19 protein-coding genes are annotated in these 23,310 nt (G+C 69.0%); 8 read left to right on the forward strand and 11 right to left on the reverse strand.

What is annotated here, in order from left to right:
* The first annotated feature begins 54 nt into the window (after nt 1-54).
* The gene (gene garD, locus FHT37_RS10195; protein ID WP_183480590.1) at nt 55-1,632 is read left to right on the forward strand and encodes a galactarate dehydratase; all 1,578 of its coding nucleotides are present in this window, start codon (nt 55-57) and stop codon (nt 1,630-1,632) included.
* A 16-nt stretch (nt 1,633-1,648) separates the two neighbouring features.
* Here garD and FHT37_RS10200 read toward each other — a convergent pair whose 3' ends face one another.
* Genes FHT37_RS10200 through FHT37_RS10215 form a run of 4 tightly spaced genes read right to left on the reverse strand, consistent with a single transcriptional unit; the run spans nt 1,649 to nt 5,734 of the window.
* Nucleotides 1,649-2,530, reverse strand: coding sequence for an ABC transporter permease (locus tag FHT37_RS10200; RefSeq protein WP_183480592.1), 882 nt, complete (start codon nt 2,528-2,530; stop codon nt 1,649-1,651).
* A gap of 1 nt (nt 2,531) precedes the next feature.
* The gene (locus tag FHT37_RS10205) at nt 2,532-3,401 is read right to left on the reverse strand and encodes an ABC transporter permease (RefSeq protein WP_183480593.1); all 870 of its coding nucleotides are present in this window, start codon (nt 3,399-3,401) and stop codon (nt 2,532-2,534) included.
* Nucleotides 3,402-3,408: 7 nt separating this feature from the next.
* Nucleotides 3,409-4,662: a PotD/PotF family extracellular solute-binding protein gene (locus FHT37_RS10210; protein ID WP_091732708.1), complete on the reverse strand. Its 1,254-nt coding sequence runs from the start codon at nt 4,660-4,662 to the stop codon at nt 3,409-3,411.
* A gap of 52 nt (nt 4,663-4,714) precedes the next feature.
* Nucleotides 4,715-5,734 carry an ABC transporter ATP-binding protein gene (locus FHT37_RS10215; RefSeq protein ID WP_183480595.1) on the reverse strand — a complete coding sequence of 340 codons (1,020 nt, stop codon included), beginning with the start codon at nt 5,732-5,734 and terminating at the stop codon, nt 4,715-4,717.
* A gap of 104 nt (nt 5,735-5,838) precedes the next feature.
* Here FHT37_RS10215 and FHT37_RS10220 point away from each other — a divergent pair, with 104 nt between their 5' ends.
* Complete coding sequence (locus FHT37_RS10220; RefSeq protein ID WP_091732701.1) at nt 5,839-6,582, forward strand: aspartate/glutamate racemase family protein; 744 nt, start codon at nt 5,839-5,841, stop codon at nt 6,580-6,582.
* 16 nt (nt 6,583-6,598) lie between these two features.
* Here the strand turns inward: FHT37_RS10220 and FHT37_RS10225 are convergent, their stop codons facing one another.
* The 3 genes from FHT37_RS10225 to FHT37_RS10235 all read right to left on the reverse strand — a co-directional run bounded on the left by FHT37_RS10225 (nt 6,599) and on the right by FHT37_RS10235 (nt 9,493).
* Nucleotides 6,599-7,336 carry a GntR family transcriptional regulator gene (locus tag FHT37_RS10225; protein ID WP_147240419.1) on the reverse strand — a complete coding sequence of 246 codons (738 nt, stop codon included), beginning with the start codon at nt 7,334-7,336 and terminating at the stop codon, nt 6,599-6,601.
* 71 nt (nt 7,337-7,407) lie between these two features.
* Nucleotides 7,408-7,995, reverse strand: a complete 588-nt coding sequence (locus FHT37_RS10230) for a PAS domain-containing protein (RefSeq protein ID WP_091732693.1) — start codon at nt 7,993-7,995, stop codon at nt 7,408-7,410.
* A gap of 157 nt (nt 7,996-8,152) precedes the next feature.
* On the reverse strand, nt 8,153-9,493 hold the full coding sequence (locus FHT37_RS10235) for a class I SAM-dependent methyltransferase (RefSeq protein WP_091732688.1): 1,341 nt from the start codon (nt 9,491-9,493) through the stop codon (nt 8,153-8,155).
* A gap of 344 nt (nt 9,494-9,837) precedes the next feature.
* Between FHT37_RS10235 and acnA the strand changes: the two genes are divergently transcribed.
* Both acnA and FHT37_RS10245 read left to right on the forward strand, forming a co-directional pair.
* A complete protein-coding gene (acnA, locus tag FHT37_RS10240; RefSeq protein WP_183480597.1) occupies nt 9,838-12,573 on the forward strand; it encodes an aconitate hydratase AcnA in 2,736 nt (911 codons plus the stop codon).
* A 129-nt stretch (nt 12,574-12,702) separates the two neighbouring features.
* Nucleotides 12,703-13,125: a YciI family protein gene (locus tag FHT37_RS10245; protein ID WP_091732680.1), complete on the forward strand. Its 423-nt coding sequence runs from the start codon at nt 12,703-12,705 to the stop codon at nt 13,123-13,125.
* Nucleotides 13,126-13,212: 87 nt separating this feature from the next.
* On the opposite strand, the gene FHT37_RS10250 is transcribed toward FHT37_RS10245, so the two are convergent.
* The 4 genes from FHT37_RS10250 to FHT37_RS10265 form a co-directional block, all read right to left on the reverse strand.
* Nucleotides 13,213-14,163, reverse strand: a complete 951-nt coding sequence (locus tag FHT37_RS10250) for a CsgG/HfaB family protein (RefSeq protein WP_221210994.1) — start codon at nt 14,161-14,163, stop codon at nt 13,213-13,215.
* A 102-nt stretch (nt 14,164-14,265) separates the two neighbouring features.
* Nucleotides 14,266-14,652: a hypothetical protein gene (locus FHT37_RS10255; RefSeq protein ID WP_091732677.1), complete on the reverse strand. Its 387-nt coding sequence runs from the start codon at nt 14,650-14,652 to the stop codon at nt 14,266-14,268.
* Between the two features lie 439 nt (nt 14,653-15,091).
* Entirely contained in the window at nt 15,092-15,781 is a 690-nt protein-coding gene (locus FHT37_RS10260) for a riboflavin synthase subunit alpha (RefSeq protein ID WP_183480599.1), read from the reverse strand.
* Between the two features lie 13 nt (nt 15,782-15,794).
* Nucleotides 15,795-16,148, reverse strand: a complete 354-nt coding sequence (locus tag FHT37_RS10265; protein WP_091732668.1) for an ArsC family reductase — start codon at nt 16,146-16,148, stop codon at nt 15,795-15,797.
* A 58-nt stretch (nt 16,149-16,206) separates the two neighbouring features.
* On the opposite strand from FHT37_RS10265, the gene aat reads away from it, so the two are divergent.
* The 4 genes from aat to FHT37_RS10285 all read left to right on the forward strand — a co-directional run bounded on the left by aat (nt 16,207) and on the right by FHT37_RS10285 (nt 23,159).
* Nucleotides 16,207-17,019, forward strand: coding sequence for a leucyl/phenylalanyl-tRNA--protein transferase (gene aat, locus FHT37_RS10270; RefSeq protein WP_183481499.1), 813 nt, complete (start codon nt 16,207-16,209; stop codon nt 17,017-17,019).
* Nucleotides 17,020-17,021: 2 nt separating this feature from the next.
* Entirely contained in the window at nt 17,022-17,747 is a 726-nt protein-coding gene (locus FHT37_RS10275) for an arginyltransferase (RefSeq protein WP_183480601.1), read from the forward strand.
* A 719-nt stretch (nt 17,748-18,466) separates the two neighbouring features.
* Entirely contained in the window at nt 18,467-21,073 is a 2,607-nt protein-coding gene (locus FHT37_RS10280) for a chitinase C-terminal domain-containing protein (RefSeq protein WP_183480603.1), read from the forward strand.
* A 46-nt stretch (nt 21,074-21,119) separates the two neighbouring features.
* Complete coding sequence (locus FHT37_RS10285; RefSeq protein WP_221210995.1) at nt 21,120-23,159, forward strand: glycosyl hydrolase family 18 protein; 2,040 nt, start codon at nt 21,120-21,122, stop codon at nt 23,157-23,159.
* The last annotated feature ends 151 nt before the right edge of the window (nt 23,160-23,310 follow it).

Consider the following 23,310-nt stretch of genomic DNA (forward strand, 5'->3'; position numbering starts at 1 on the left):
CGGCCGCGTGGCCGCCGCGCCCTCGCCCCAGGTTGACCTGACCCAGGAACTTCCATGATCACCTCCCCGCTGACCCTGCAGATGCACGAGGCCGACAACGTCGCCATCGTCGCCAACGACGGCGGACTACCCGAGGGCACGGTGCTGCCCTCCGGCTTGGTGCTGCGCCACCACGTGCCGCAGGGCCACAAGGTCGCGCTGGTGGACCTGCCGGCCGACACCGCCGTGCTGCGCTACAACGTGCCGATCGGCTACGCGCTGCAGGACATCCCGGCCGGCAGCTGGGTGCACGAGCGGGTGCTGCGCATGCCGCCGGCGCGCGAGCTCGAGGGCCTGCCGATGGCCACGGTGCGGGCGCCGGCGCTGGAGCCGCTGACGGGCTACACCTTCCAGGGCTACCGCAATGCCGACGGCTCGGTGGGCACGCGCAACATCCTGGCGATCACGCAGACGGTGCAATGCGTCGCCGGCGTCGTCGAATTCGCGGTCGAGCGCATCAAGCGCGAGCTGCTGCCCAGGTACCCCCATGTCGACGACGTCGTGGGCCTGGCGCACACCTACGGCTGCGGCGTCGCGATCGACGCGCCCGACGCGGTCATCCCGATCCGCACCGTGCGCAACATCAGCCTCAATCCCAACTTCGGCGGCGAGGTGATGGTCGTGAGCCTGGGCTGCGAGAAGCTGCAGCCCGAGCGGCTGATGCCGCCCGGCGTGATCCCGATCGCCGACCAGCGCGGCGCCGGCGCGGCCGATGCCCAGGGCGATGCGCTCGACGTGGTCTGCCTGCAGGATGCGAAGCATGTGGGCTTCATGTCGATGATCGACTCGGTCATGGCGCAGGCGAAGGTGCATCTGGAGCGCCTGAACGCGCGCCGCCGCGAGACGGTGCCCGCGTCGGAGCTGGTGGTCGGCGTCCAGTGCGGCGGCAGCGACGCGTTCTCCGGCGTGACGGCCAATCCGGCGGTGGGCTTCTGCGCCGACCTGCTGGTGCGCGCCGGCGCGACGGTGATGTTCAGCGAGAACACCGAGGTGCGTGACGGCATCGCGCAGCTGACCTCGCGCGCGAGCACGCCGGAAGTGGCCGAGGCGATGGTGCGCGAGATGGCGTGGTACGACGCCTACCTGCGGCGCGGCAGCGTGGACCGCAGCGCCAACACGACGCCGGGCAACAAGAAGGGCGGGCTGTCCAACATCGTCGAGAAGGCGATGGGATCGATCGTGAAGAGCGGCAGCTCGGCGATCTCGGGCGTGCTGTCGCCGGGCGACAAGTTGGCGCGCGACCAGCGCGGGCTGATCTACGCGGCGACGCCGGCCAGCGACTTCATCTGCGGCACGCTGCAACTGGCCGCGGGCATGAACCTGCATGTGTTCACCACCGGCCGCGGCACGCCCTACGGCCTGGCGGAGTGCCCGGTGATCAAGGTCGCCACGCGCAGCGACCTGGCGCGGCGCTGGCATGACCTGATGGACCTCAATGCCGGGCAGATCGCCGATGGCGAGAAGTCCATCGAGGAGATGGGCTGGGAGATGTTCCGGATGATGCTGGACGTCGCCTCGGGCAGGAAGACGTGGGCGGAACAGCACCGGCTGGCCAATGCGCTGGTGCTGTTCAATCCGGCGCCGGTGACTTGAGGTCGACGCGAGCGGCTCACCGACGTCGGACACTCCGCCGCCGCATCCCCCACGCCACCGCGAGCGCCAGCCCGATCACCACGAAGGAAACCACGGTCGTCACCGTGCCGAGCGCATAGATGACCGGCGTGGTCACCGTCGTCGTCAGGCCTTGCAGCTCCATCGGCAGCGTGTTCAGGTCGCCCATCGTCTGCGAGGAGCGCGCGATCTCGTCCCAGCTCAGCGTGAAGCCGAACATGCCGACCCCCACCAGGCTCGGGCCGATCAGCGGCAGCACGACATGGCGAAAGGCCTGCCACCGCGTCGCGCCGAGGTCGCGCGCCGCTTCCTCGTAGGCCCGGTCGAAGCGGTTGAACACCGCGAACATGATCAGCAGCCCGAACGGCAGCGTCCAGGTCAGCTGCGCCCCCAGGCCCGAGGTGAACAGGCCCAGCGCCGTCCCGTAGTCGTCGGCCCAGCTCGAGCCCAGTCCCTCCAGTACGGTCCTGATGCCACCATCCAGCAGCCGGAAGGCCAGCCCGATGCCCAGCGACACGATGATCGACGGCATGATCAGGCTGGCCACCACCGCATAGAACAGCAGCGTCCCGCCCGGCAACCGCTTGCGGTAGGCGAGCCCGGCCAGCAGCGACAGCAGCACCGTCAGCGCCATCACGACGCCGCCCAGCGCCAGCGACCGGCGGAACGCGCCGCCGATGTCGACCACGCCGATCCCTTCCCAGAGCTTCGCGAACCAATGCAGCGACCAGCCGCGCAGCGGGAAAGTCAGGCCGCCCTCCGGACCCTGGAAGCTGAGCGCGACGATCGCGATCATCGGCCCGTAGAGGAACAGCACGAAGAGCCCGAAGAAGGCGGCGAGCGCGAAGAAGGCGCCGGGGCGCCGCGTGGCATCGCTCATCTCAGAGCTCCCGTCTCAGGTCGACCAGCCGCATCAGCGCGGCGATCATCAGCAGGACCACGGCCAGCAGCACCACGGCATTGGCCGCGGCGGCCGGGAACTGCAGGTAGCCCGCCTGCACCTGGATGGTCTTGCCGACCGAGGCGATCTGCTGGCCACCCATCACGCCCACCGTCACGAAGTCGCCCATGACCAGCGCCAGGATGAAGATCGAGCCGATCAGGACGCCGGTCCTGGACAGCGGCATCACGACATGCCGGATCGTCTGCCAGGCGCTCGCGCCCGAGTCGCGCGCGGCCTCGATCAGCGCGCGGTCGATGCGCATCATCGAGTTGAAGATCGGCACGATCATGAACATCGTGTAGAGGTGCACGAACGCCAGCACGACGGAGAAGTCCGAGAACAGCAGCCACTCCACGGGCCGGTCCACCGCACCGGTGGCGAGCAGCGTCTGGTTGACCAGGCCGTTGCGCCCCAGCAGCGGAATCCACGAGATCATCCGGATCACGTTGCTGGTCCAGAACGGCACGGTGCAGACGAGGAACAGCACCGTCTGCATCAGCGTCGTGCGGACATGGAAAGCCAGGAAGTAGGCGATCGTGAAGCCGATCGCCAGCGTCAGGGCCCAGGTCAGGACCGCGAACTTCAGCGTCGAGCCATAGGTCTTCAGCGTCACGCACAGTTCCGAGGTGTCCGCGCAGCCGCGGAACACGTCGGCATAGGCCTGCGTCGTGAAGGCCGGGATCAGTTCGTAGTCGGTCGCCTGCCAGAAGCTCACGACCACCACCAGCACCAGCGGCACGACGAAGAACAGCGCGAACACGGCCGCCAGCGGGCCGGCCTGCAGCCACGCGGAGATCTGCGGTTTCATCGCGCCGTCACGCCGCAACGAACTCGTTCCACTTCTGCACCATGTACGCGTTCTCGTCCATGATCGCGTTCCAGCAGGCGATGCCGCCCATGCGCTGCTCGTAGCTGCCGCCGTCCCGCTTCTCGCCGGCCTTGGCCAGCAGCTCGCCACCGGGGCTCTTGATGTCCTTCTCCGCCGCCTTGCCTTCCATCCAGTACGCCCATTCGTAGGGCGCCATCTGGGCCTTGGCGGTGTCCAGCACCGCGCTGTAGTAACCCTGGCGATTCAGGTAGGCCCCGGCCCAACCGTCGAGGAACCAGTTGATGAACTCGTAGGCGGCGTCCAGTTGCCGGCCCTTGAGCGTCCTGGGCACGCCGAAGCCGGCGGCCCAGGCGCGATAACCTTCCTTCAGCGGCTGGAAGTTGCAGGCGATGCCCTTGGTGCGCACCGCGGTGACCGCCGGGCTCCACATCGACTGGATCACCACCTCGCCGGAGGCCATCAGGTTGACGCTCTCGTTGAAGTCCTTCCACAGCGCGCGGAACTGGCCGGCGCGCTTGGCCTCGATCAGCGTCCTGATCGTGAGGTCGATCTCCTTGCGGGTCATGTTGCCCTTGTCCGGATACTTGTAGAGGCCCGCCGCCTCGACCACCATCGCCGCGTCCATGATGCCGATCGACGGGATGTTCAGGATCGCCGCCTTGCCCTTGAACTCGGGGTTCAGCAGCTCCTTCCAGCTCTCGATCGGACGCTTGATCAGGTCGGGCCGGATGCCCAGCGTGTCGGCGTTGTAGACGGTGGGGATCAGCGTCATGTACTGCGTCGGCGCGGCGGCGAAGGTCTTCGCGTCGGGCTTCTCCAGGTACATGACCTTCTTCGGCGCCGTGCCCTGGTCGCCGACCTTCCTGCCGCCGACCTCGCCGCGCGTGAACAGCGGCGTGATCCGGTCGGCGTTCCTGATCCGCCGGGCATCGATGCCCTGCAGGTTGCCGGTCGGCAGGATCTTCTTGAGGCTGAAGTACTCGGTGTCGATCAGGTCGAAGCTGTTGGGCGCGGTCACCGCGCGCTTGGACACGTCATCGGTCGTCACGGCGATGTACTGGATCTTGATGCCGGTGTCGGCCTCGAACTTCTCGGCGATCGCCTTGTCCTGGTTCACCGCCGTGCCGAGGTAGCGCAGGACGGGCTTGGCCTGGGCATGCACGAACGGGAAGCCCATCGTGCCGGCACCAGCGACGGTGGCGGCACCGGCGGTCTTCAGCAATTGGCGGCGGGTGGTCATCAGGCGGCTCCTCAAGAAGGTTGCTGGGATCGGTGATCGGGACTCGGGCGGCTCAGGCCTCGAGCACATGGACGTCGGCCTCGAGCCAACGCATCGTGGCGCGGTCGCCGGGGTTCAGCGGACTCGCATGGAACTGGCTGTCGCTCATCGCGGCGGTCCAGTCGGGGCCCGCCGCCGCATCGAGCTCGCGACGGTTGTCGGCGCCCAGGTGGACCAGCACCTGGCTGCCCTGGTATTCGACGTCGAGCACGGTGGCCGGCATGGCCGCTTCTCCGGTCGCGCCGCCGCGGCCGACGAGCACCCGGTCGCAGCGCACCGCGACCTTGCCCGCCGGGGTCTCCATCACGTTGTGGGCGCCGATGAAGCGCGCGACGAATTCGGTGCGGGGCCGCTCGAACACCGCTCGCGGCGGGCCGGCCTGCTCGATGCGACCCTGGTTCATGACGACGACGAGGTCCGCCAGCGCCAGGGCTTCCTCCTGCGAGTGGGTGACGTGCACGAAGCTCATGCCGAGCTCGCGATGCCAGCGCTTGAGCTCGGCGCGCATGCGCACACGCAGGAAGGGATCGAGCGCCGACAGCGGCTCGTCCAGCAGCAGCACGCGCGGCTGCATCATCAGCGCGCGGGCCAGCGCGACGCGCTGCTGCTGACCACCCGAGAGCGCGGCAGGCAGGCGCGCCGCATAGGGCGTCATGTGGACCAGCTCGAGCAACTCGCGCGCACGCGCCTCGCGCTCAGCCTTCGGCTGGCCCTTCATGCGCGCGCTGAAGGCGACGTTGTCCAGCACGCTCAGGTGGGGGAACAGCGCGTAGCTCTGGAACATCATCGCGGTGCCGCGCTCCGCCGGCGACAGCGGGGTGATCTCGCGACCCGACAGCAGGACGTGGCCCTCGGTCGGCACCTCATGGCCCGCGATCATGCGCAAGGTGCTGGTCTTGCCGCAGCCCGACGGCCCGAGCAGGCAGCAGTAGCTGCCCCCTGCAATGCGCAGATCGATGCCGGCCACCGCGGTGGCATCGCCATATCGCTTGGTCAGCGCAATCAGTTCCAGATCGTTGCGTGCAGTCGTCATGGGATTTTTGTATGCATAAACTGTGCCATATCATCGACTCTGTTGTCGACTTGAAGCCGCACCAAGTGCATGCACAAAGCACCTTGCCGGTGCGGGGAGCCCCAATGAAGCTACTGCTGATCAACCCCAACACCTCGCTGCCGATGACCCGCGGCATCGAGGAAGCGGCCCGGGCGGTGGCCGCAGCGGGCACCGAGATCGTGGCCCGTTGCCCCAGCTTCGGGCCGGTGTCGATCGAGGGGCATCTCGACGACGCCTTCGGCGCGGCGGGCGTGGCGGAGCAGGCGCTGCTGGCGGCGCGGGAGGGCTTCGACGCCACCGTGATCGCCTGCTTCGGCGACCCCGGACTGGACGCGGCGCGCGAGGCGCTGCCCGGGCCGGTGCTGGGCATCGCGGAGGCGGCCTTCCAGGCCGCGTCCATCGTGGCGACGGGGTTCTCGGTCGTGACGACGATGACGCGCACCTGCGTGATCGCCGAGCGGCTGGTGCGCCGTTATGGCTGCGAGTCGACCTGCCGCGGCATCCACGGCACCGACATCGAGGTGCTGTCGCTGGAATCGTGCGACGAGGCCACGCTGGCGCGGATCGAGGCGGCCTCGCGCGTGGCCCTGGCGCGCGATCGCAGCGAGGCCATCGTGCTGGGCTGCGCCGGGATGGCCTTGCTGTGCGAGGAACTGCAGAGGCGTCTGGAGGTGCCGGTGATCGACGGACTCGCGGTGGCGGTGAAGCTGGCCGAGGCCCTGTCGGCCTTGCGGCTGCGAACCGCCAAGGGCGGCGACTACGCGCCGCCGCTCGCCAAGCGCTGGACCGGATGGGCGGCCGGTTTCGGCCAGGACCGCACGGCCTAGGCCCGGAGGGCGGCGATCACGCCTTGGCCGCGGACTTGCGGCGGGGCTTGGCGCCGCGGGCCGGCGCCTCGGGCTCGAGCTGGAAGATCTGGCGGAAGTCCATCTCGCCCGCCGTTTCCGCCGGGGGACGGATGCCTTGCTCGACGTGCGCCAGGTGTTCCAGCATCAGGCGCTCGGCACGGCGCGCGTCGCCGCTCTCGATGGCGGCCACGATGTCGTCGTGTTCGTGATCGGGGCAGGCGCTGGACGCCAGCGCGTCGTACTGCGCGATCGCCAGGCCGGTCAGCGCCACCAGGCGGCGCACGGTGTCGATGAACAACCGGTTCTCGGTGCATTCCGCCAAGCGGAGGTGGAAGGCGCCGGTCAGTTGCGCCAGCGCCGCGCGATCGCCGGCGGCGCGGGCATCGGCCTCGTGCGCGAGGTGCTGGCGCATCGCCGCCAGCTGCGACTGGCCGGCGGTCCCCGCCAGTTCGGCGCTCAGCTGCGCGGCCACGGCGCGCTCCACGGCGCGGCGCATGGCGAAGACATCGCTCAGGTCGCGCGGCGTCGGGCTGGCGACGAACGCGCCCCGGTTCAGGTGCAGGTCGATCACCAGTTCCTGGCTGAGCCGGTTCAGGACTTCGCGGATGCGCGTGCGGCTGGCCTGGAAGGCGCTGGCCAGGCGTTCCTCATTCAGCTTGGTCCCGGGCAGCAGCCGCCGTTCGCTGATGGCGGTGTAGATGCGCTCGTAGATTTCCTGATTGGTCAGCGGCATGGCGGCGGCAAGGGCGGGAAGACAAGGCTGCGATTATGTGCGCGCGATTGTCGACAAAACGCAGATGCCGCTCATGCGCCGCAGGTCGCCTGCCTGAACGATGCCGCGAGGATCTCCGCCACCTGGTCCAGCAACTGGGCCGCGTCATCGTCGCGCCGCGGGTCATACGGGGCCGCGTCGGTCGCGGGCACGCCCAGCAGCGCGTGGAACGGCGTGCAGCCCAGCGCCGCGGGCGACAGGTGCTCGCCCAGGAAGCGGTCGTCGTAGGGCGTCACCGGACGCTCGGTCAGGTCGACCATCGTGCCCAGCATCCGGAGCACGTTGCCCCGGTGATCCCGCTGGACCACCCTCCCCCGCGACAGCACCGCCCGGTAGCCCGAGCCATTGCTGCGCAGCCGGAAGCGTTGCTCGTAGGTGTCGGTGAAGCCGTCGAAATGCGCGCGCAGCGCCAGCATCATCGGCTCGAGGTCCTCGGGATGGACGCGGCAGCGCCAGAACGCGGTGCTGTCCGGCTGCTCCGGATGCGGAAAGCCCAGGTGTTCCTTCCAGCGCGGCGAGTAATGCACCAGCTCCAGCGGCGGATTCAAGTCCCAGACGCCGAAGGCGCCTCGCTCGATCGCCGTCCGCCAGCGCCTGACTTCATCATGACGGATCCCCATGGCGGGGCATCTTGCGCGCCATGCCGGGCGGGGTCAACGCCGGCTCTCCCTCGGAACGGGGAGCCGTGCCGTCGCGCCACAGCTGCGTCGCCGGCGAGCCGCCTGGGGCTTGACAGCCGGGTCGGCCGTCGGTCGCCGATCGCCGATCGGCGATCCCCTACCGCGGCTCGTACATGTAGCGCCGGGTCAGCGGGACCGGCGCGGGCCCGCCGTCGCGCTTGCTGGCCAGGATCTGATACAGGCCCAGCTCGCCAGTCTCGAATTCGAGCGCCGACGCGGCCATGTACAGCCGCCAGATCCGGTAGTGCGCCTCGTCGACGTACTGCAGCGCCTGCTCATGCCCCTCCTCGAGCTTGGCCACCCAGGCGCGCAGCGTGCGCGCGTAATGCATCCGCAATCCCTCGACGTCATGGAGCTCGAACTGCTGCTGTTCCATCACCCGCATCACATTGCTGGCCCGGTCCAGCTCGCCATCCGGGAAGACATAGCGGTTGATGAACTTGGACGACAGCGCCTGCCCCCATCCGTCCTCCTCATGGGTGATGCCATGGTTCAGGAACAGCCCGCCGGGTTTGAGAAGCCGATGCACGCTGCCGAAGTAGGTCGGCAGGTTCTTGAGCCCCACGTGTTCGAACATGCCAACGCTGGACACCTTGTCGAACTGCCCGCTCATGTCCCGGTAGTCGCACAGACGCACCTCCACCTGCCCCTGCAGGCCGGCGGCTTCGATGCGCTGGCGGGCCAGCGCGAGTTGCCGCTCGGACAAGGTGATGCCGGTGGCCTTCACGCCGTAATGACGCGCCGCATGCATCACCAGCGCACCCCAGCCGCAGCCGATGTCCAGCAGCTCCTCGCCGGGCTGCAGCCGCAGCTTGCGGCAGATGTGGTCCAGCTTGGCCCACTGGGCCTGGGCCAGGCTGGTGTCCTCGGTTTCGTAATAGGCGCAGGAATAGACCATCGCCGGGTCCAGCCAGAGCGCGTAGAAGTCGTTGGACAGGTCGTAATGGAAGGCGATGGCGGCCTTGTTCTCGGCCCGGGTGTGGCGACGCACGCCATCGGCGCGCAGCGCCTCGTCGGCCGCGCCGGGCGGCGGCGCCAGCAGGCGGACCGCCAGGCGCAGGCGGTCGCTCCAGGACAGGGTCAGCTCCGGCAGGTGGTCCTTGAGCTGCAGCGCGGCGAAGAAGTCGCCCTCCACGTCGATCTGCTGGGTGAAGTAGGCCTCGGCGAAGCGCAGCGGATCGCGGCCCAGCAGCAGCCGGCGCAGCGCCGTCGGCTCGTTCAGGACCAGGGTGAACTCGGGCGGCTGATGGGCCTGCCGGCCCAGCCGCGTGGTCCAGTGACCCTGCCGCAGCCCCATGCTGCCCGGGTAGGCGCAGAACAGGCGCTGCAGCAGCGTCAGTCCGGCGGGCGGCAGCGGCGGCGTGCCCGACACGCCGGCGATGACCTCGGCCGCGCGGGCGGCGGCGGCCGACGTGGGGGACAACAGTTCCTGATCCATGCGAGTCCTCGTCCGAAACCACGAAAGCATGCTGGTCGGAAGCGCCGCGGGGTCAGTTCTTGCGCGCCCTCGCGAGCTGGCGGCCTGGAGTCGTCGGGGGATATTAGCCAAACCGGCACCCCCCGCCCGGATTGGGGGCATTGCTGCAATCGGCATGCCCGGCACCCTCCGGCGGGGGGCTCTCGCACGCTCGTTGCGCCCTCGCACACCCTCGCCCAAAGGAGTCATCACAAGCCCGCCGGCCAGGGCCACAATCAGCCCCCATCGCCCGAGAGAACCCCGTCTGGCCCCGGGTCCCGGGACCGCGCCAGGACCACCAGCCAAGAAACGCCAAGGAGTGAGCCATGCCCCATGCATTCGCCAACACCGTCGCCAGCTTCAAGACCGCGTCAGGCAAGAGCGGCAAGTACTACTCGCTGCCCCGGTTGGCCGAGCGCTTTCCCAACGTGAACCAGCTGCCGGTGTCGATCCGGCTGGTGCTCGAGTCGGTGCTGCGCAACTGCGACGGCAAGCGCGTCACCGCCGAGCATGTCGAGCAGCTCGCCAACTGGCAGCCCAATGCGCCGCGCAACGAGGAGATCCCTTTCGTCGTGGCCCGCGTGGTGCTGCAGGACTTCACCGGCGTGCCGCTGCTGGCCGACCTGGCCGCGATGCGCAACGTCGCCCAGGCGCAGGGCAAGAACCCCAAGACGATCGAGCCGCTGGTGCCGGTCGACCTGGTGGTGGACCACTCCGTCATGATCGACCACTTCGGCGACAAGCAGGCGCTGGACCTGAACATGAAGCTGGAGTTCGAGCGCAACCGCGAGCGCTATGAATTCATGAAGTGGGGCATGCAGGCCTTCGACACCTTCGGCGTCGTGCCTCCGGGCTTCGGCATCGTCCACCAGGTCAACCTGGAATACCTCGCCCGCGGCGTCCACAAGACCGACAACAAGACCGGCGGCGGCGCCGGCACCGTCTACTACCCCGACACGCTGGTCGGCACCGACAGCCACACGACGATGATCAACGGCATCGGCGTCGTCGGCTGGGGCGTCGGCGGCATCGAGGCCGAGGCCGGCATGCTCGGACAGCCGGTCTACTTCCTGACGCCGGACGTGGTCGGCTTCGAGCTGACCGGCCGCCTGCGCGAGGGCGTCACCGCCACCGACCTGGTGCTGACCGTCACCGAGATCCTGCGCAAGGCCAAGGTGGTGGGCAAGTTCGTCGAGTTCTTCGGCGAGGGAACCGCCTCGCTGTCCGTGCCCGACCGCGCCACCATCGGCAACATGGCGCCGGAGTACGGCGCGACGATGGGCTTCTTCCCGGTCGACGAACGCACCATCGACTACTTCAAGGGCACCGGCCGCACGACCGAGGAGATCGAGGCCTTCGAGAGCTACTTCCGCGCGCAGGGCCTGTTCGGCATCCCCAAGGCGGGCGACATCCGCTTCAGCCAGGTCGTCTCGCTGGACCTGGGCAGCGTCGTGCCCTCGCTGGCCGGCCCCAAGCGCCCGCAGGACCGCATCGTCATCACCGACCTGGCCAAGACCTTCACCTCGCTGTACAGCAAGCCGGTGGCCGACAACGGCTTCAACCAGCCGGCCGCCAAGCTGCACCAGCGCTTCCCGCTGGGCGGCGCCCAGAAGGGCCTGTCGATCGCCAACGGCGACGTGCTGATCGCGGCGATCACCTCCTGCACCAACACCTCCAACCCGAGCGTGCTGCTGGCCGCCGGTCTGCTGGCCAAGAAGGCGGTCGAGGCTGGCCTGAAGGTGCAGCCGCACATCAAGACCTCGCTGGCGCCGGGCTCGCGCATCGTCACCGAATACCTGGAGAAGGCCGGCCTGCTGCCCTACCTGGAGCAGTTGGGCTTCACCGTCGCCGCCTACGGCTGCACGACCTGCATCGGCAACGCCGGCGACCTGACGCCGGAGATCAACGAGGCCATCACCGGCAACGACCTGGTCTGCGCCGCGGTGCTGTCGGGCAACCGCAACTTCGAGGCGCGCATCCATCCCAACATCAAGGCCAACTTCCTGGCCAGCCCGCCGCTGGTGGTGGCCTACGCGATCGCCGGCAACGTGACCCGCGACCTGATGACCGAGCCGGTCGGCCATGGCACCGACGGCCGGGCGGTCTACCTGGGCGACATCTGGCCCACCAGCGACGAGATCTACGCGCTGCTCAAGCTCGCGCTCAATCCCGACGCGTACCGGGCCAACTACGGCAAGGTCAAGGCCGAGCCGGGCGAGCTCTGGAAAAAGATCACCGGCGGCACCGGCCAGGTCTACGGCTGGCCGCGCAGCACCTACATCGCGCAGCCGCCCTTCTTCAGCGGCTTCACGCAGATCCCGCAGGCGCAGGAGATCGGCGTGCGGGACGCGCGCATCATGGCGCTGTTCGGCGACTCGATCACCACCGACCACATCTCGCCCGCCGGCTCGATCAAGGAAGCGTCGCCCGCGGGCAGCTACCTGAAGGAGCAAGGCGTGCTCAAGGCCGACTTCAACAGCTACGGCTCGCGCCGCGGCAACCATGAGGTCATGATGCGCGGCACCTTCGCCAACGTCCGGATCAAGAACCTGATGATCCCGGCCAAGCCGGACGGTGCGCGCGAGGAAGGCGGGCTGACGCTGTTCCAGCCCGGCGGCGAGAAGCTGTTCATCTACGACGCCGCGATGCGCTACATCGCCGCCGGCACCCCGACGGTGATCTTCGCCGGCGAGGAATACGGCACCGGCTCCAGCCGGGACTGGGCGGCCAAGGGCACGCAGCTGCTGGGCATCAAGGCGGTGGTGGCCAAGAGTTTCGAGCGCATCCACCGCTCCAACCTGGTCGGCATGGGCGTGCTGCCGCTGCAGTTCCGTCCGGGCGATTCCTGGGAATCGCTGGGGCTGAAGGGCGACGAGCTCATCGACATCGAACTGGGCAACGAGATCCGGCCGCAATCGGAAGCGACGCTGATCATCCGTGCCGCCGGCGCCGCCGAGCGCCGCGTGCCGCTGATCCTGCGCATCGACACGCCGATCGAGGTCGAGTACTACCGCCACGGCGGCATCCTGCCCTACGTGCTGCGGCAGCTGCTGGCGGCCTGAAGGGCACGGGGAAATTTCGCGGCGCCTGTCGAAATCCGGCGGCGCCAGACGTCATGAGGGTGAGACGGCCATGGTCGTCCACCCTCATCCACTTTCAGCGTCCCACCGGGGCGCATTCAGGAGCACGTCATGCGATTCATGGTCATCGTCAAGGCCGACAGCCACAGCGAAGCGGGCGAGATGCCCAGCACCGAACTGCTCGCCGCGATGGGCGCGTACAACGAGCAACTCGTGAAGGCCGGCATCATGAAGTCGGGCGAAGGGCTGCATCCGAGCCGCAAGGGCGTGCGGGTGCGCTTCTCCGGGGAGTCCCGCACCGTCACCGACGGTCCGTTCGCCGAGACCAAGGAGCTGATCGCCGGCTTCTGGATCTGGGAATGCGCCTCGCTGCAGGAGGCGATCGAGTGGGTCAAGAAGTGCCCGAATCCGCAGACGGGCGACTCGGACATCGAGATCCGCCAGATCTTCGAGGCCGAGGACTTCGGCGAAGCCTTCACCCCGGAGTTGCGCGAGCAGGAAGAGCGCCTGCGCGCCGAAATCGAGCAGCGCTGAGGCAGGCCGCGTCTCCCGCGGGGTGGCGGGAGTCCCCGGTATTGCCCCCTCTCCCGCGAAGTGGGAGAGGGTTGGGGTGAGGGCGAGTTACTTCCCGTTCGTCCCGGTCGTGCCCGAGGTCGCCGGCTTCTTCGCCGTGGGCTTGGCCGCCGGCTTCGGCGCGGCCTTCGGTGCGGCGGGCTGATCCAGTTCCTTGGAGGCCGCGGTCGAGCCGCCCTGCACGCCGAGTCGGCCGCCGGTGCCCAGGCCGCCCTTGACCTGCTGCGCCTTGTAGTTGCGCAGCGCCTTGACCATCTGGTTGTACGAGTCCGCGAAGGCGGTCACGATGACCTTGCCCGCCGGCGTCTTGCCGTAGGCGCCGCCAGCGATGGCGGTGTTGCTGAAGAAGCTGGCGCCGCCGAAACCGAAGTCGAAGTTCTTGGCCGTGCCCTCCGCCGCCGAGATCTGCACGCCGGAGCGGTTGTCCACCAGCAGCAGCGTCGTGCTGGCCTCGTTCTGGCTGACGTTGGCCGCGACCGCGGTCAGCAGCCCGATCGCACCGGTGCCGATGCCACCGCCACCACCGCCGGTCTTGCCGGCGAACTGGATCTCGGGGCTCATCGTGTAGTCGGCGGCGACCATCTGGCCCTGGCCGAAGTTGCTGCCGGCACGGACCTCGCCCGACTGCATCAGCGCCCGCTCGCGCTCCATGTTGGCGAAGGCCTTGCCGCGCTCCACGATCACGAAGCAGTTGGACTGCTGGACCATCAGGCGCAGCACCGGCACCGTGGAGCCCAGCTGGCGGTCACGCAACTGCGACCACCAGGGGGCGTTGGTGTCCTCGAAGATCGCCAGCGTGCCCAGCGTCTCGTCGCAATGCTCGAGCTTGCTGTTCTGGTTCTCGGCGGTCGCGCCGCCAGCGGCGCCGGAGACGGTGCCCTTGTTCTCGCCCATCGTCGGCGCGGTGGCCAGGCAACCCGCGAGCAGCAGCGGGGACAGCAGCAGGGCCGACTTCAGCGCGAAGCCGGACACGGAAGTGGAGCGGGGAGTGGCGAGCATGGGATCCTCCAGTTTTTCTAAGGACGTCTCAGGACGAGCGGAAACAACAACGACGGACACGACCCGGTCGGCCCGACCGGCCGGGTCTGGGGAACGGGGTGATCAGTCGAGCGGGGTGGCGGGCGCGACGCCGTAATGGCCGCCGACCGGCTGGCCATGCGGGTTGCCGATCCAGATGCTGGTGCCGAAGACATCGCTGCAGCCGCCCCAGGCGATCTCGAAGGCGCGCGGCTCCTCGTTGCGGGTCTGCGCGTAGACGGACACGGTGCTGTCGGACGGACCGATCGTGTAGCAGACCCGCGCCCACACCGGACGCGGCGACGACGCCACCACCGAGGCCGAGCCCTCGGCATTGCCATCGGAGGCCTTGGCCATCCATTTCGTACCGCGGGTGGGTCCCGGGTTGTAGCTGAACACGTAAGGCACCTGCGCCACCGCCGCGATCGACGCGGCGAGCAGCCCGGCTGCCATCAGCCCTTTGGCCATCATTCGTCATCCCCTTGCCTGTGGTCCGCATCGCAACGGATGCGATGGAATGTGGCGGATTGTTGAGCCTCGTTTTTGAAAAAGCGAGGCCCCCATCGTGGTGGGGACCACCCGATCCGCAGGGGCGAAGCGGCGACGACACGGATCAGGGACAGCCTCGCTCCACAGGGCGCACGAAAGCGGCGCGGCGGACGGTGCACGGCAAGGCCTGGCCCCGCGATCGCCAGCATCGGCGCGGGTTGGCGAGGATCGGCGCGAAGGCCGATGGCATCGGGGAATGGCTCGCCGGCGCGTCGGCCGGAGCGGTGCGCGGCGCCCGCGTCACGCGAGGCGGCGCGCCGCGGGACGCGTCCACGTCGCGCGGCGGCGATGACTTAGGTCATCTGGTGTTGTAGGGATGGCGAAACAGCGGCGATGGACTATGCGGGGGAACCCGCACGCCTCATTCCGCGCCGAGGTCCAGGCCCCGTTCCCTGGCGAATGCCTGGAGCGCCGGCATCAGCGCGCCGATCTTTTCCGCCACCGCATCGCGGATCGTGTCCACCATCACCTGGGTCTGGCGCTCGATCTCGATGTGGACCGGCGCGCCCTCGCCCTTGTCGGCGAAGGTCGTCATGCGCAGCGTCTCGGGAATGAGCCAGACCTCGAACCAGCCCGAGCCGTCGGCATTGCGGCCGGCCTCGGCCACGGTCAGGCTGGCGCCGTTCACCGCGATGTAGCCCTTCGGGAAGATGTAGCGCATCCATGGCGCGGGCACCGCGATGCGGATGACGTGGTTGTTGGCCGGGCGGCGGATCGACGCGACGGTGGCCATGAAGTCGACATGGCCCGACAGCGGATGGCCGCCGATCTCGGCGCCTTCCTTGGCGGCCCGCTCGACGTTGAGCCGGCCGCCGACGCCCAGTTGCCCCAGCGTCGTGAGGTTCAGGCTCTGCAGCATCACGTCGAAGTCGGCGCGGTGGTCGCCGTCCAGCGCGGTGACGGTCAGGCAGACGCCGTCGCAGGCGACGGACGCGCCGATCTCCAGGTCGCGGCAGAAGCCGTCGGGGAAGTCCAGGGTGAAGCTGCGCAGCCCCTCCTTGTCGGTGATGCGGGCGACCTGCGCGATGCCTTGAACGATGCCGGTGAACATGGCGGACCTCCGATCAGCGCGGGGCGTGCGACGCGAACAGCTCGGGCGAGAAACCCAGGCTCAGGCGGCCGTCGTCCCATTCGACGACCGGGCGCTTGATCACGCTCGGCTGCTCGCTCATCAGCGCGGCCGCCGAGGCCGCGTCGGTGACGCCGGCCTTGGTCGCGTCGTCCAGCTTGCGCCAGGTGGTGCCGGCGCGGTTCAGCACCTTGTCCCAGCCCAGTTCCGCCATCCAGCGCGGCAACCGCTGCGCGGGCACGCCCTGCTTCTTGTAGTCGTGGAACTGGTAGGCCAGGCCCTGCTCGTCGAGCCAGGCACGGGCGCGCTTCACGGTGTCGCAGTTGGGGATGCCGTAGAGGGTGATCATGGGAACGAGGGGGATGCGGGACGTGGTCGAAAGAAGCCGGCACGCTACCATGAAGCGGATGATCCCCTGGCTCGACGATGACTCCCTGGACTTCCCGCCGACCCGCCGCGCGCTGGGTCCGCGCAGCGACGCGCCGGGGCTGCTCGCGGCCGGCGGCGACCTGCGGCCCGCCCGCCTGAGGGCGGCCTACGCCCGGGGGATCTTCCCCTGGTATGGGGAGGGTCAGCCCATCCTCTGGTGGACCACCGATCCGCGCATGGTGCTCAAGACGGCGGACTTCAAGCTGTCGCGCTCGCTGCGCAAGACGCTGGCCCGCTTCATCCGCACGCCCGGCTGCGAGATCCGCGTCGACAGCGCCGCCGCCACCGTGCTCAAGGCCTGCGCCAGCACGCCGCGCGACGGGCAGGACGGCACCTGGATCGTTCCCGAGATGCAGCAGGCCTACCTGCAGCTCGCCCGCGACGGCACGGTGCACACGGTCGAGACCTGGATGGACGGCGAGCTCGCCGGCGGGCTGTATGGCGTCAACCTCGGCCGCATGTTCTACGGCGAGTCGATGTTCATGCGCAGGACCGACGCCTCGAAGATCGCGCTGGCCGCGCTGGTCTGCCTGTGCCGGGAATTCGGCATCCTCTGGATCGACTGCCAGCAGCAGACGGCGCACCTGGCGTCGCTGGGCGCGGCACCCGTCACGCGCGAGGCCTTCGAGGCCCACCTGGACGCCCATGCCCACCTGCCGGCGCCGGGGGATTGGACCTATCATCCGCGCCTGTGGGCCCACCTGGGCCTCGGCGACGCCGACCGCGCGGCCGCCGGCTCCCCGCCGATCCCCTCCTCGACCGACTCGCGCGCAACGTCCGACAGGCCCTGACCGTGACGCATCCCAAGGAACTCCCGCTGGCCGAGCTGCAGTTCTATGCGACCGCGCCCTACCCCTGCAGCTACCTGAGCGACCGCCAGGCCCGCTCGCAGGTCGCCACGCCCAGCCACCTGATCCATGCCGACGCCTACTCCAGCCTGGTGGCGGCCGGTTTCCGGCGCAGCGGCATGTTCACTTACCGGCCCTACTGCGATGGCTGCAAGGCCTGCGTGCCGATGCGCATCCCGGTGGCGGATTTCCATCCCAACCGCAGCCAGCGCCGTGCCTGGGCGCAGCACCAGCACCTGCAGGCGCGGGTGATGCGGCTGGGCTACAGCGACGAGCATTACCAGCTCTACCTGCGCTACCAAGCCGGCCGTCACAGCGGCGGCGGCATGGATCACGACAGCGTCGACCAGTACACCCAGTTCCTGCTGCAGAGCCGCGTCAACTCGCGGCTGGTGGAATTCCGCGAGCCCGGCGGCGCGCTGAAGATGGTGTCCATCCTGGACATCCTGGGCGACGGGCTGTCGGCGGTCTACACCTTCTACGAGCCCGAGGCCGGCGTCAGCTACGGCACCTACAACGTGCTGTGGCAGCTGCGCCAGACCCGCGACCTGAGCCTGCCCCACCTCTACCTGGGCTACTGGATCGCGCAGAGCGACAAGATGGCCTACAAGGCCCGCTTCCTCCCGCACGAGCTGCTGCGCGAGGGGCACTGGCAGCGCGTCGACCGCTGACGCAGGGCCTCCCCGGCGCCTCGCCGGCACCTCCCCGACGCCTTCCCGGCGCCCCCCCCCCCGGCCGCCCCCCTCCTTCGACCCAAGGGACGCCTCCCGGCGCCTCTCAACAGACACTCCCTCTCCCCGCTTGCGGGGAGAGGGTGGGGTGAGGGGTCCGCGCACGGCACCAATCTTCTCGCGGGCAAAAATTGGTCCCACACTGGTTTTCCCTCCAATGGCGCCGGTGGCTTCTTGTTTTCCCTTATCGCCATCACAAATGACGCCTGCACGCGACTTTGACGACATCATTACGACAAGTTACCCCACCTCCAAGGGTTAACCTGAATGATGCAGACGCGAGTGGTATCTACATTGCATACCACTATGAGATCAGCAGCGGTATCGATCTCCTGGACGCCGCGGACGCCAGTCGCCCGCGGACTGCACGTCAAACGCGAGGAGTGACTTCCATGCCTGCACGCGCCCTCCCAAGTCCCGCTGACCGCGTCGCCCCTGCGGCGGCGCCGATCCCACGCCCCTCTGCCCCCGAGTGGCCGGCTTGAAGTCGGCCGCCGGCGGTCGCGCCCGAGCGACCGCCGCCTTCGCCGGTTGAACGACCGGCGCTTTTTCTCCGAGTCCGACCGATTCCGCCGCGCTGCATCCGCAGTCGCCCGGCGCGGCGGCGCTCATCCCTGCAGTTTCCGAAGACAACGACAACACCCTTCAGGAGCCCCCCGATGAGACTTCATCCCTGTGCCCGCCCCCACCCGCTGCTGCCCTGGCTGATGCCGGTGGCGCTGGCCTTCGCCGGCAGTTCCGCGATGGCCTACGACTGCACCGGCGTCGCCGACTGGAACGCGACCACCGCCTACGGCGGCAACGCGATCGTCAAGCAGAACAACACCGCCTACCAGGCCAAGTGGTGGACGCAGAACAACCCGCCGGCCAGCAACTCCGGCCAGTGGGACGTGTGGAAGGTGCTCGGCGCCTGCGACGGCGGCGGCAATGGCACCAACAAGCCGCCAACGGTGGCACTGACCGCGCCGACCGCCGGCACGTCGCCGACCGCGGGCGACACGGTGACCCTCGCCGCGACCGCCGCCGACAGCGACGGCACCGTGGCCAAGGTCGGCTTCTACGTCAACGGCGCGCTGGTCGCCGAGGACAGCACCGCGCCCTTCAGCATCGGCTGGACCGCGCGCGCCGGCGTGGCCGACATCACCGCCCGCGCCACCGACGACAAGGGCGCCAGCACCGACAGCGCCGCCGTGCGCATCAGCGTGCAGGGCCAGGTCACCGGCGACGAGCGCTGCCGGCCCGAGGGCCTGGTCACCACCGCCGGCACCGCGCCCGCCTACTGCAAGGTCTATGACGACCAGGGCCGCGAGAAGATGGGCGCCGACAAGCCGCGCCGCATCATCGGCTACTTCACCAGCTGGCGCACCGGCAAGACCGGCCAGCCCGCCTTCCTCGCGCACCAGATCCCGTGGGCGCAGGTCACGCACATCAACTACGCGTTCGCGCATGTGGACGCGGCCAACAAGCTGTCCATCGGCAACACCGCCGACGCCGCCAATCCCGCCACCGGCCTGACCTGGCCGGGCATCGCCGGCGCGGAGATGGACCCGGCCTATCCCTACCAGGGCCACTTCAACCTGCTGAACAAATTCAAGAAGCAGTACCCGAACGTCAAGACGCTGATCTCGGTCGGCGGCTGGGCGGAGACGACCGGCTTCTACACGATGACGACCAACGCGGACGGCTCGGCCAACACGGCCGGCATCAACGCGTTCGCGGACTCGGCGGTGGCCTTCCTGCGCCAGTACGGCTTCGACGGCGTCGACATCGACTACGAGTACCCGACCAGCATGAACAACGCCGGCAACCCGGTGGACTTCGCCATCAGCAACGCCCGCCGCGGCGCGCTGATGAAGAACTACGTGGTGCTGATGCGCACGCTGCGCGCGAAGCTGGACGCCGCCAGCCAGGCCGACGCGCGGCACTACCTGCTCACGATCGCGGCGCCCTCCTCCGGCTACCTGCTGCGCGGGATGGAGGCCTTCCAGGTCACCCAGTACCTGGACTACGTGAACATCATGAGCTACGACCTGCACGGCGCCTGGAACCAGTTCGTCGGCCCCAACGCGGCGCTGTACGACGACGGCAAGGACGCCGAGCTCACCGCCTGGAACTACTACTCGAGCGCCCAGTACGCCCGCATCGGCTACCTCAACACCGACTGGGCCTACCACTACTTCCGCGGCGCGATGCCGGCGGGCCGCATCAACATCGGCGTGCCCTACTACACCCGCGGCTGGCAGGGCGTGACCGGCGGCACCAACGGGCTGTGGGGCCAGGCGGCGCTGCCCGACCAGAGCAAGTGCCCGGCCGGCACCGGCGGCGGCACGGTGCAGAAGTGCGGCAACGGCGCCATCGGCATCGACAACCTCTGGCACGACCTCGACGTCTCCAGCAAGGAAGTGCCGGCGGGCTCCAACCCGATGTGGCATGCGATGAACCTCGCCTCCGGCCGCCCGGGCAGCTACCTCGCCGCCTACGGCCTGAACCCGGCGACCAATCCGGCCGACCGGCTCACCGGGAGCTATGTCCGGCACTACGACGCGACGCTGGTGGCGCCCTGGCTGTGGAACGCGCAGAAGCAGGTCTTCATCAGCACCGAGGACGAGCAGTCGCTCGGCACCAAGGCGCAGTACATCGCTGATCGCGGCATCGGCGGCGTGATGTTCTGGGAGTTCGCCGGCGACTACGCCTTCGACACCGCGCGAAGCGAGTACTTCATCGGCAACACGCTGACCAGCACGCTCTACAACAAGCTCAAGACCGCCGGCGCCTACGGCAACCGGATGAGCGCGGCCAGCCTGCCCACCGACACGCTGGACATCGGCTTCGCGCTGGGCGGCTTCGCGCTGGGCGACAGCAACTACCCCATCACGCCCAAGCTGACCCTGACCAACCACAGCGGCACCACGCTGCCCGGCGGCACGGAGTTCCAGTTCGACGTCCCGACCGCGATCCCGTCGACGGTGACCGACCAGAGCGGCTTCGGCCTGACGGTGATCGTCAATGGCTCGAACGCGGCCGGCCACAACGTCGGCGGGCTGAAGAACGACTTCCACCGCGCCAGCTTCAAGCTGCCCGCCTGGCAGAGCCTGGCGCCCGGCGCCAGCGTCACGCTGACCATCAACTACTACCTGCCCATGCCCATGCCCAGCAACTGGACGGTCACGTTCGGCGGCCGCAGCTACGCGCTGGCGCAGGAAGCGCGGCGCGGCGCGGTGCCCGCCGCCACCGCGGCCAGGGCCTCCACCGCCGCCCGCAAGTGATTCAAGAACCTCCCCACCCACCCAACCTCGACATCAGGAGCTCGACATGAAGAACCGCATGGTCCGCCTCGGCGGCATCGCGCTGGCCGCGGCGATGGCCGCCGGCACCGCCCAGGCCTATGACTGCACCAACGTGCCCGAATGGTCCGCCTCGGCGATCTACACCGGCACGTCCAACAGCTATGCCAAGCAGAACAACATCGCCTACCAGGCCAAGTGGTGGACGCAGAACAACCCGCCGGCCAGCAACTCGGGCCAGTGGGACGTGTGGAAATCGCTGGGCACCTGCGACACCGGCGGCGCCGACACCACGCCCCCGAGCGTGCCGGGCGGGCTGAGCTCCAGCAACATCACCACCGGCAGCATCACGCTGAGCTGGGCCGCGTCGACCGACGCCGGCAGCGGCGTCAACAACTACGAGCTGCTGCGCGGCGGCTCGCTGGTCGCCTCGCCCACCGGCACCAGCCACACCGACACCGGCCTGAGCGCCGGCACCGCCTACAGCTACCAGGTGCGCGCCAAGGACAAGGCCGGCAATGTCTCGGCGCTGAGCGCGGCGCTGCTCACCAGCACCGCCAGCGGCAACTGCGCCGCGGCGCCGGCCACGCCGGGCGGGCTGAGCTCGCCGTCCAAGAGCGCCACCAGCGTGAACCTGGCCTGGAACGCCGTCGCCGCCGGCCCGAACTGCACGGTGCAGTACCGCGTCAACCAGGGCGCGACCCAGGTCGCGCAGGGCGCGGCCACCAGCGCCAGCGTCGCCAACCTGACACCCGACACCAGCTACACCTTCACCGTCAGCGCCTTCAACCAGGCCGGCAGCTCGCAGCCGTCGGCGCCGATCACGGTCAAGACCGACACCCAGACCGCCGGCGGCAAGGTGCTGCTGGGCTACTTCGCGCAGTGGGGCATCTACGGCCGCAACTACCACGTGAAGAACATCGACACCAGCGGCTCGGCGGCCAACCTCACGCACATCAACTACGCCTTCGGCAATGTGCGCAACAACCGCTGCGAGGTCGGCAAGGTCATCCCGAGCAACGAGAGCACCGGGGAAGGCGGCGACGCCTTCGCCGACTACAGCAAGGCCTACGGCGCCGACCTGAGCGTGGACGGCAAGGCCGACACCTGGGACCAGCCGCTGCGCGGCAGCTGGAACCAGCTCAAGAAGCTCAAGGCCAAGTACCCCAAGCTGAAGGTGCTGATCTCGCTGGGCGGCTGGACCTGGTCGCGCGGCTTCTCGAGCGCGGCGCGTCCGGAGAACCGGGTGGCCTTCGTGCAGAGCTGCGTGGACGCCTACATCAAGGGCAACCTGCCGGTGAGCGACGGCGCGGGCGGCCCGGGCGCGGCGCTGGGCGTGTTCGACGGCATCGACCTCGACTGGGAGTACCCCAACGCCTGCGGCCTGGCCTGCGGCGCGGCCGAGGACCGGGAGAACTTCACCGCGCTGCTGGCGGAGTTCCGCAAGCAGCTCGACGCGGTCAAGCCGGGCCTGCTGCTGACGATCGCCTCCGGCGCCGGCGTGGACAAGGTGCGGGCCTACGACCCGGACAAGGTGCACCCCTACCTGGACTTCATCAACGTGATGACCTACGACTTCCACGGCGGCTGGGACACCATCACCGGCTTCCATTCGCCGCTGTACGCGCCGGCGAACGATCCGTCCACCGGTGACGTGCGCAAGTACAACACCAACGACGCGATGCAGGCCTTCCTGGACAAGGGCGTGCCGGCGAAGAAGCTCAACGTGGGCATCGGCTTCTATGGCCGCGGCTGGACCAACGTCCCGAACGTCAACAACGGCCTGTTCCAGAGCGGCACGCCGGCGCCGGGCACCTACGAGGCCGGCAACGAGGACTACAAGGTCCTGAAGAACCTGCAGGGCTACACCAGCCGGATCGACGAGGTCAGCAAGGCGCAGTGGATCTACAACGGCACGACCTTCTGGAGCTTCGACACCCCGGCGACCATCGCCACCAAGATGGCCTACGTGAAGTCCAAGGGCTTCGGCGGCGCCTTCTTCTGGGAGTTCTCCGGCGACGATCCGACCGCCTCGCTGTCCAAGGCGATGGGCGCCGGCCTGAAGTGATCCGCGGCGGCTGAGGCCGCTCCGCCCCCCCATGACGCCCCCGCGCGGTCCGCCGCCCGGGGGCGTTCTTCATCCTGCCAACGGGTGGCAGCACCCCCCAAGACCCTGCCTTGAACACTGTATGCACATCCAGTATTCTCCTTCCTCCCCA

Origin of the sequence: Mitsuaria sp. BK037 (assembly GCF_014193045.1) — a bacterium.
Taxonomy (GTDB): Bacteria; Pseudomonadota; Gammaproteobacteria; order Burkholderiales; family Burkholderiaceae_C; genus Roseateles.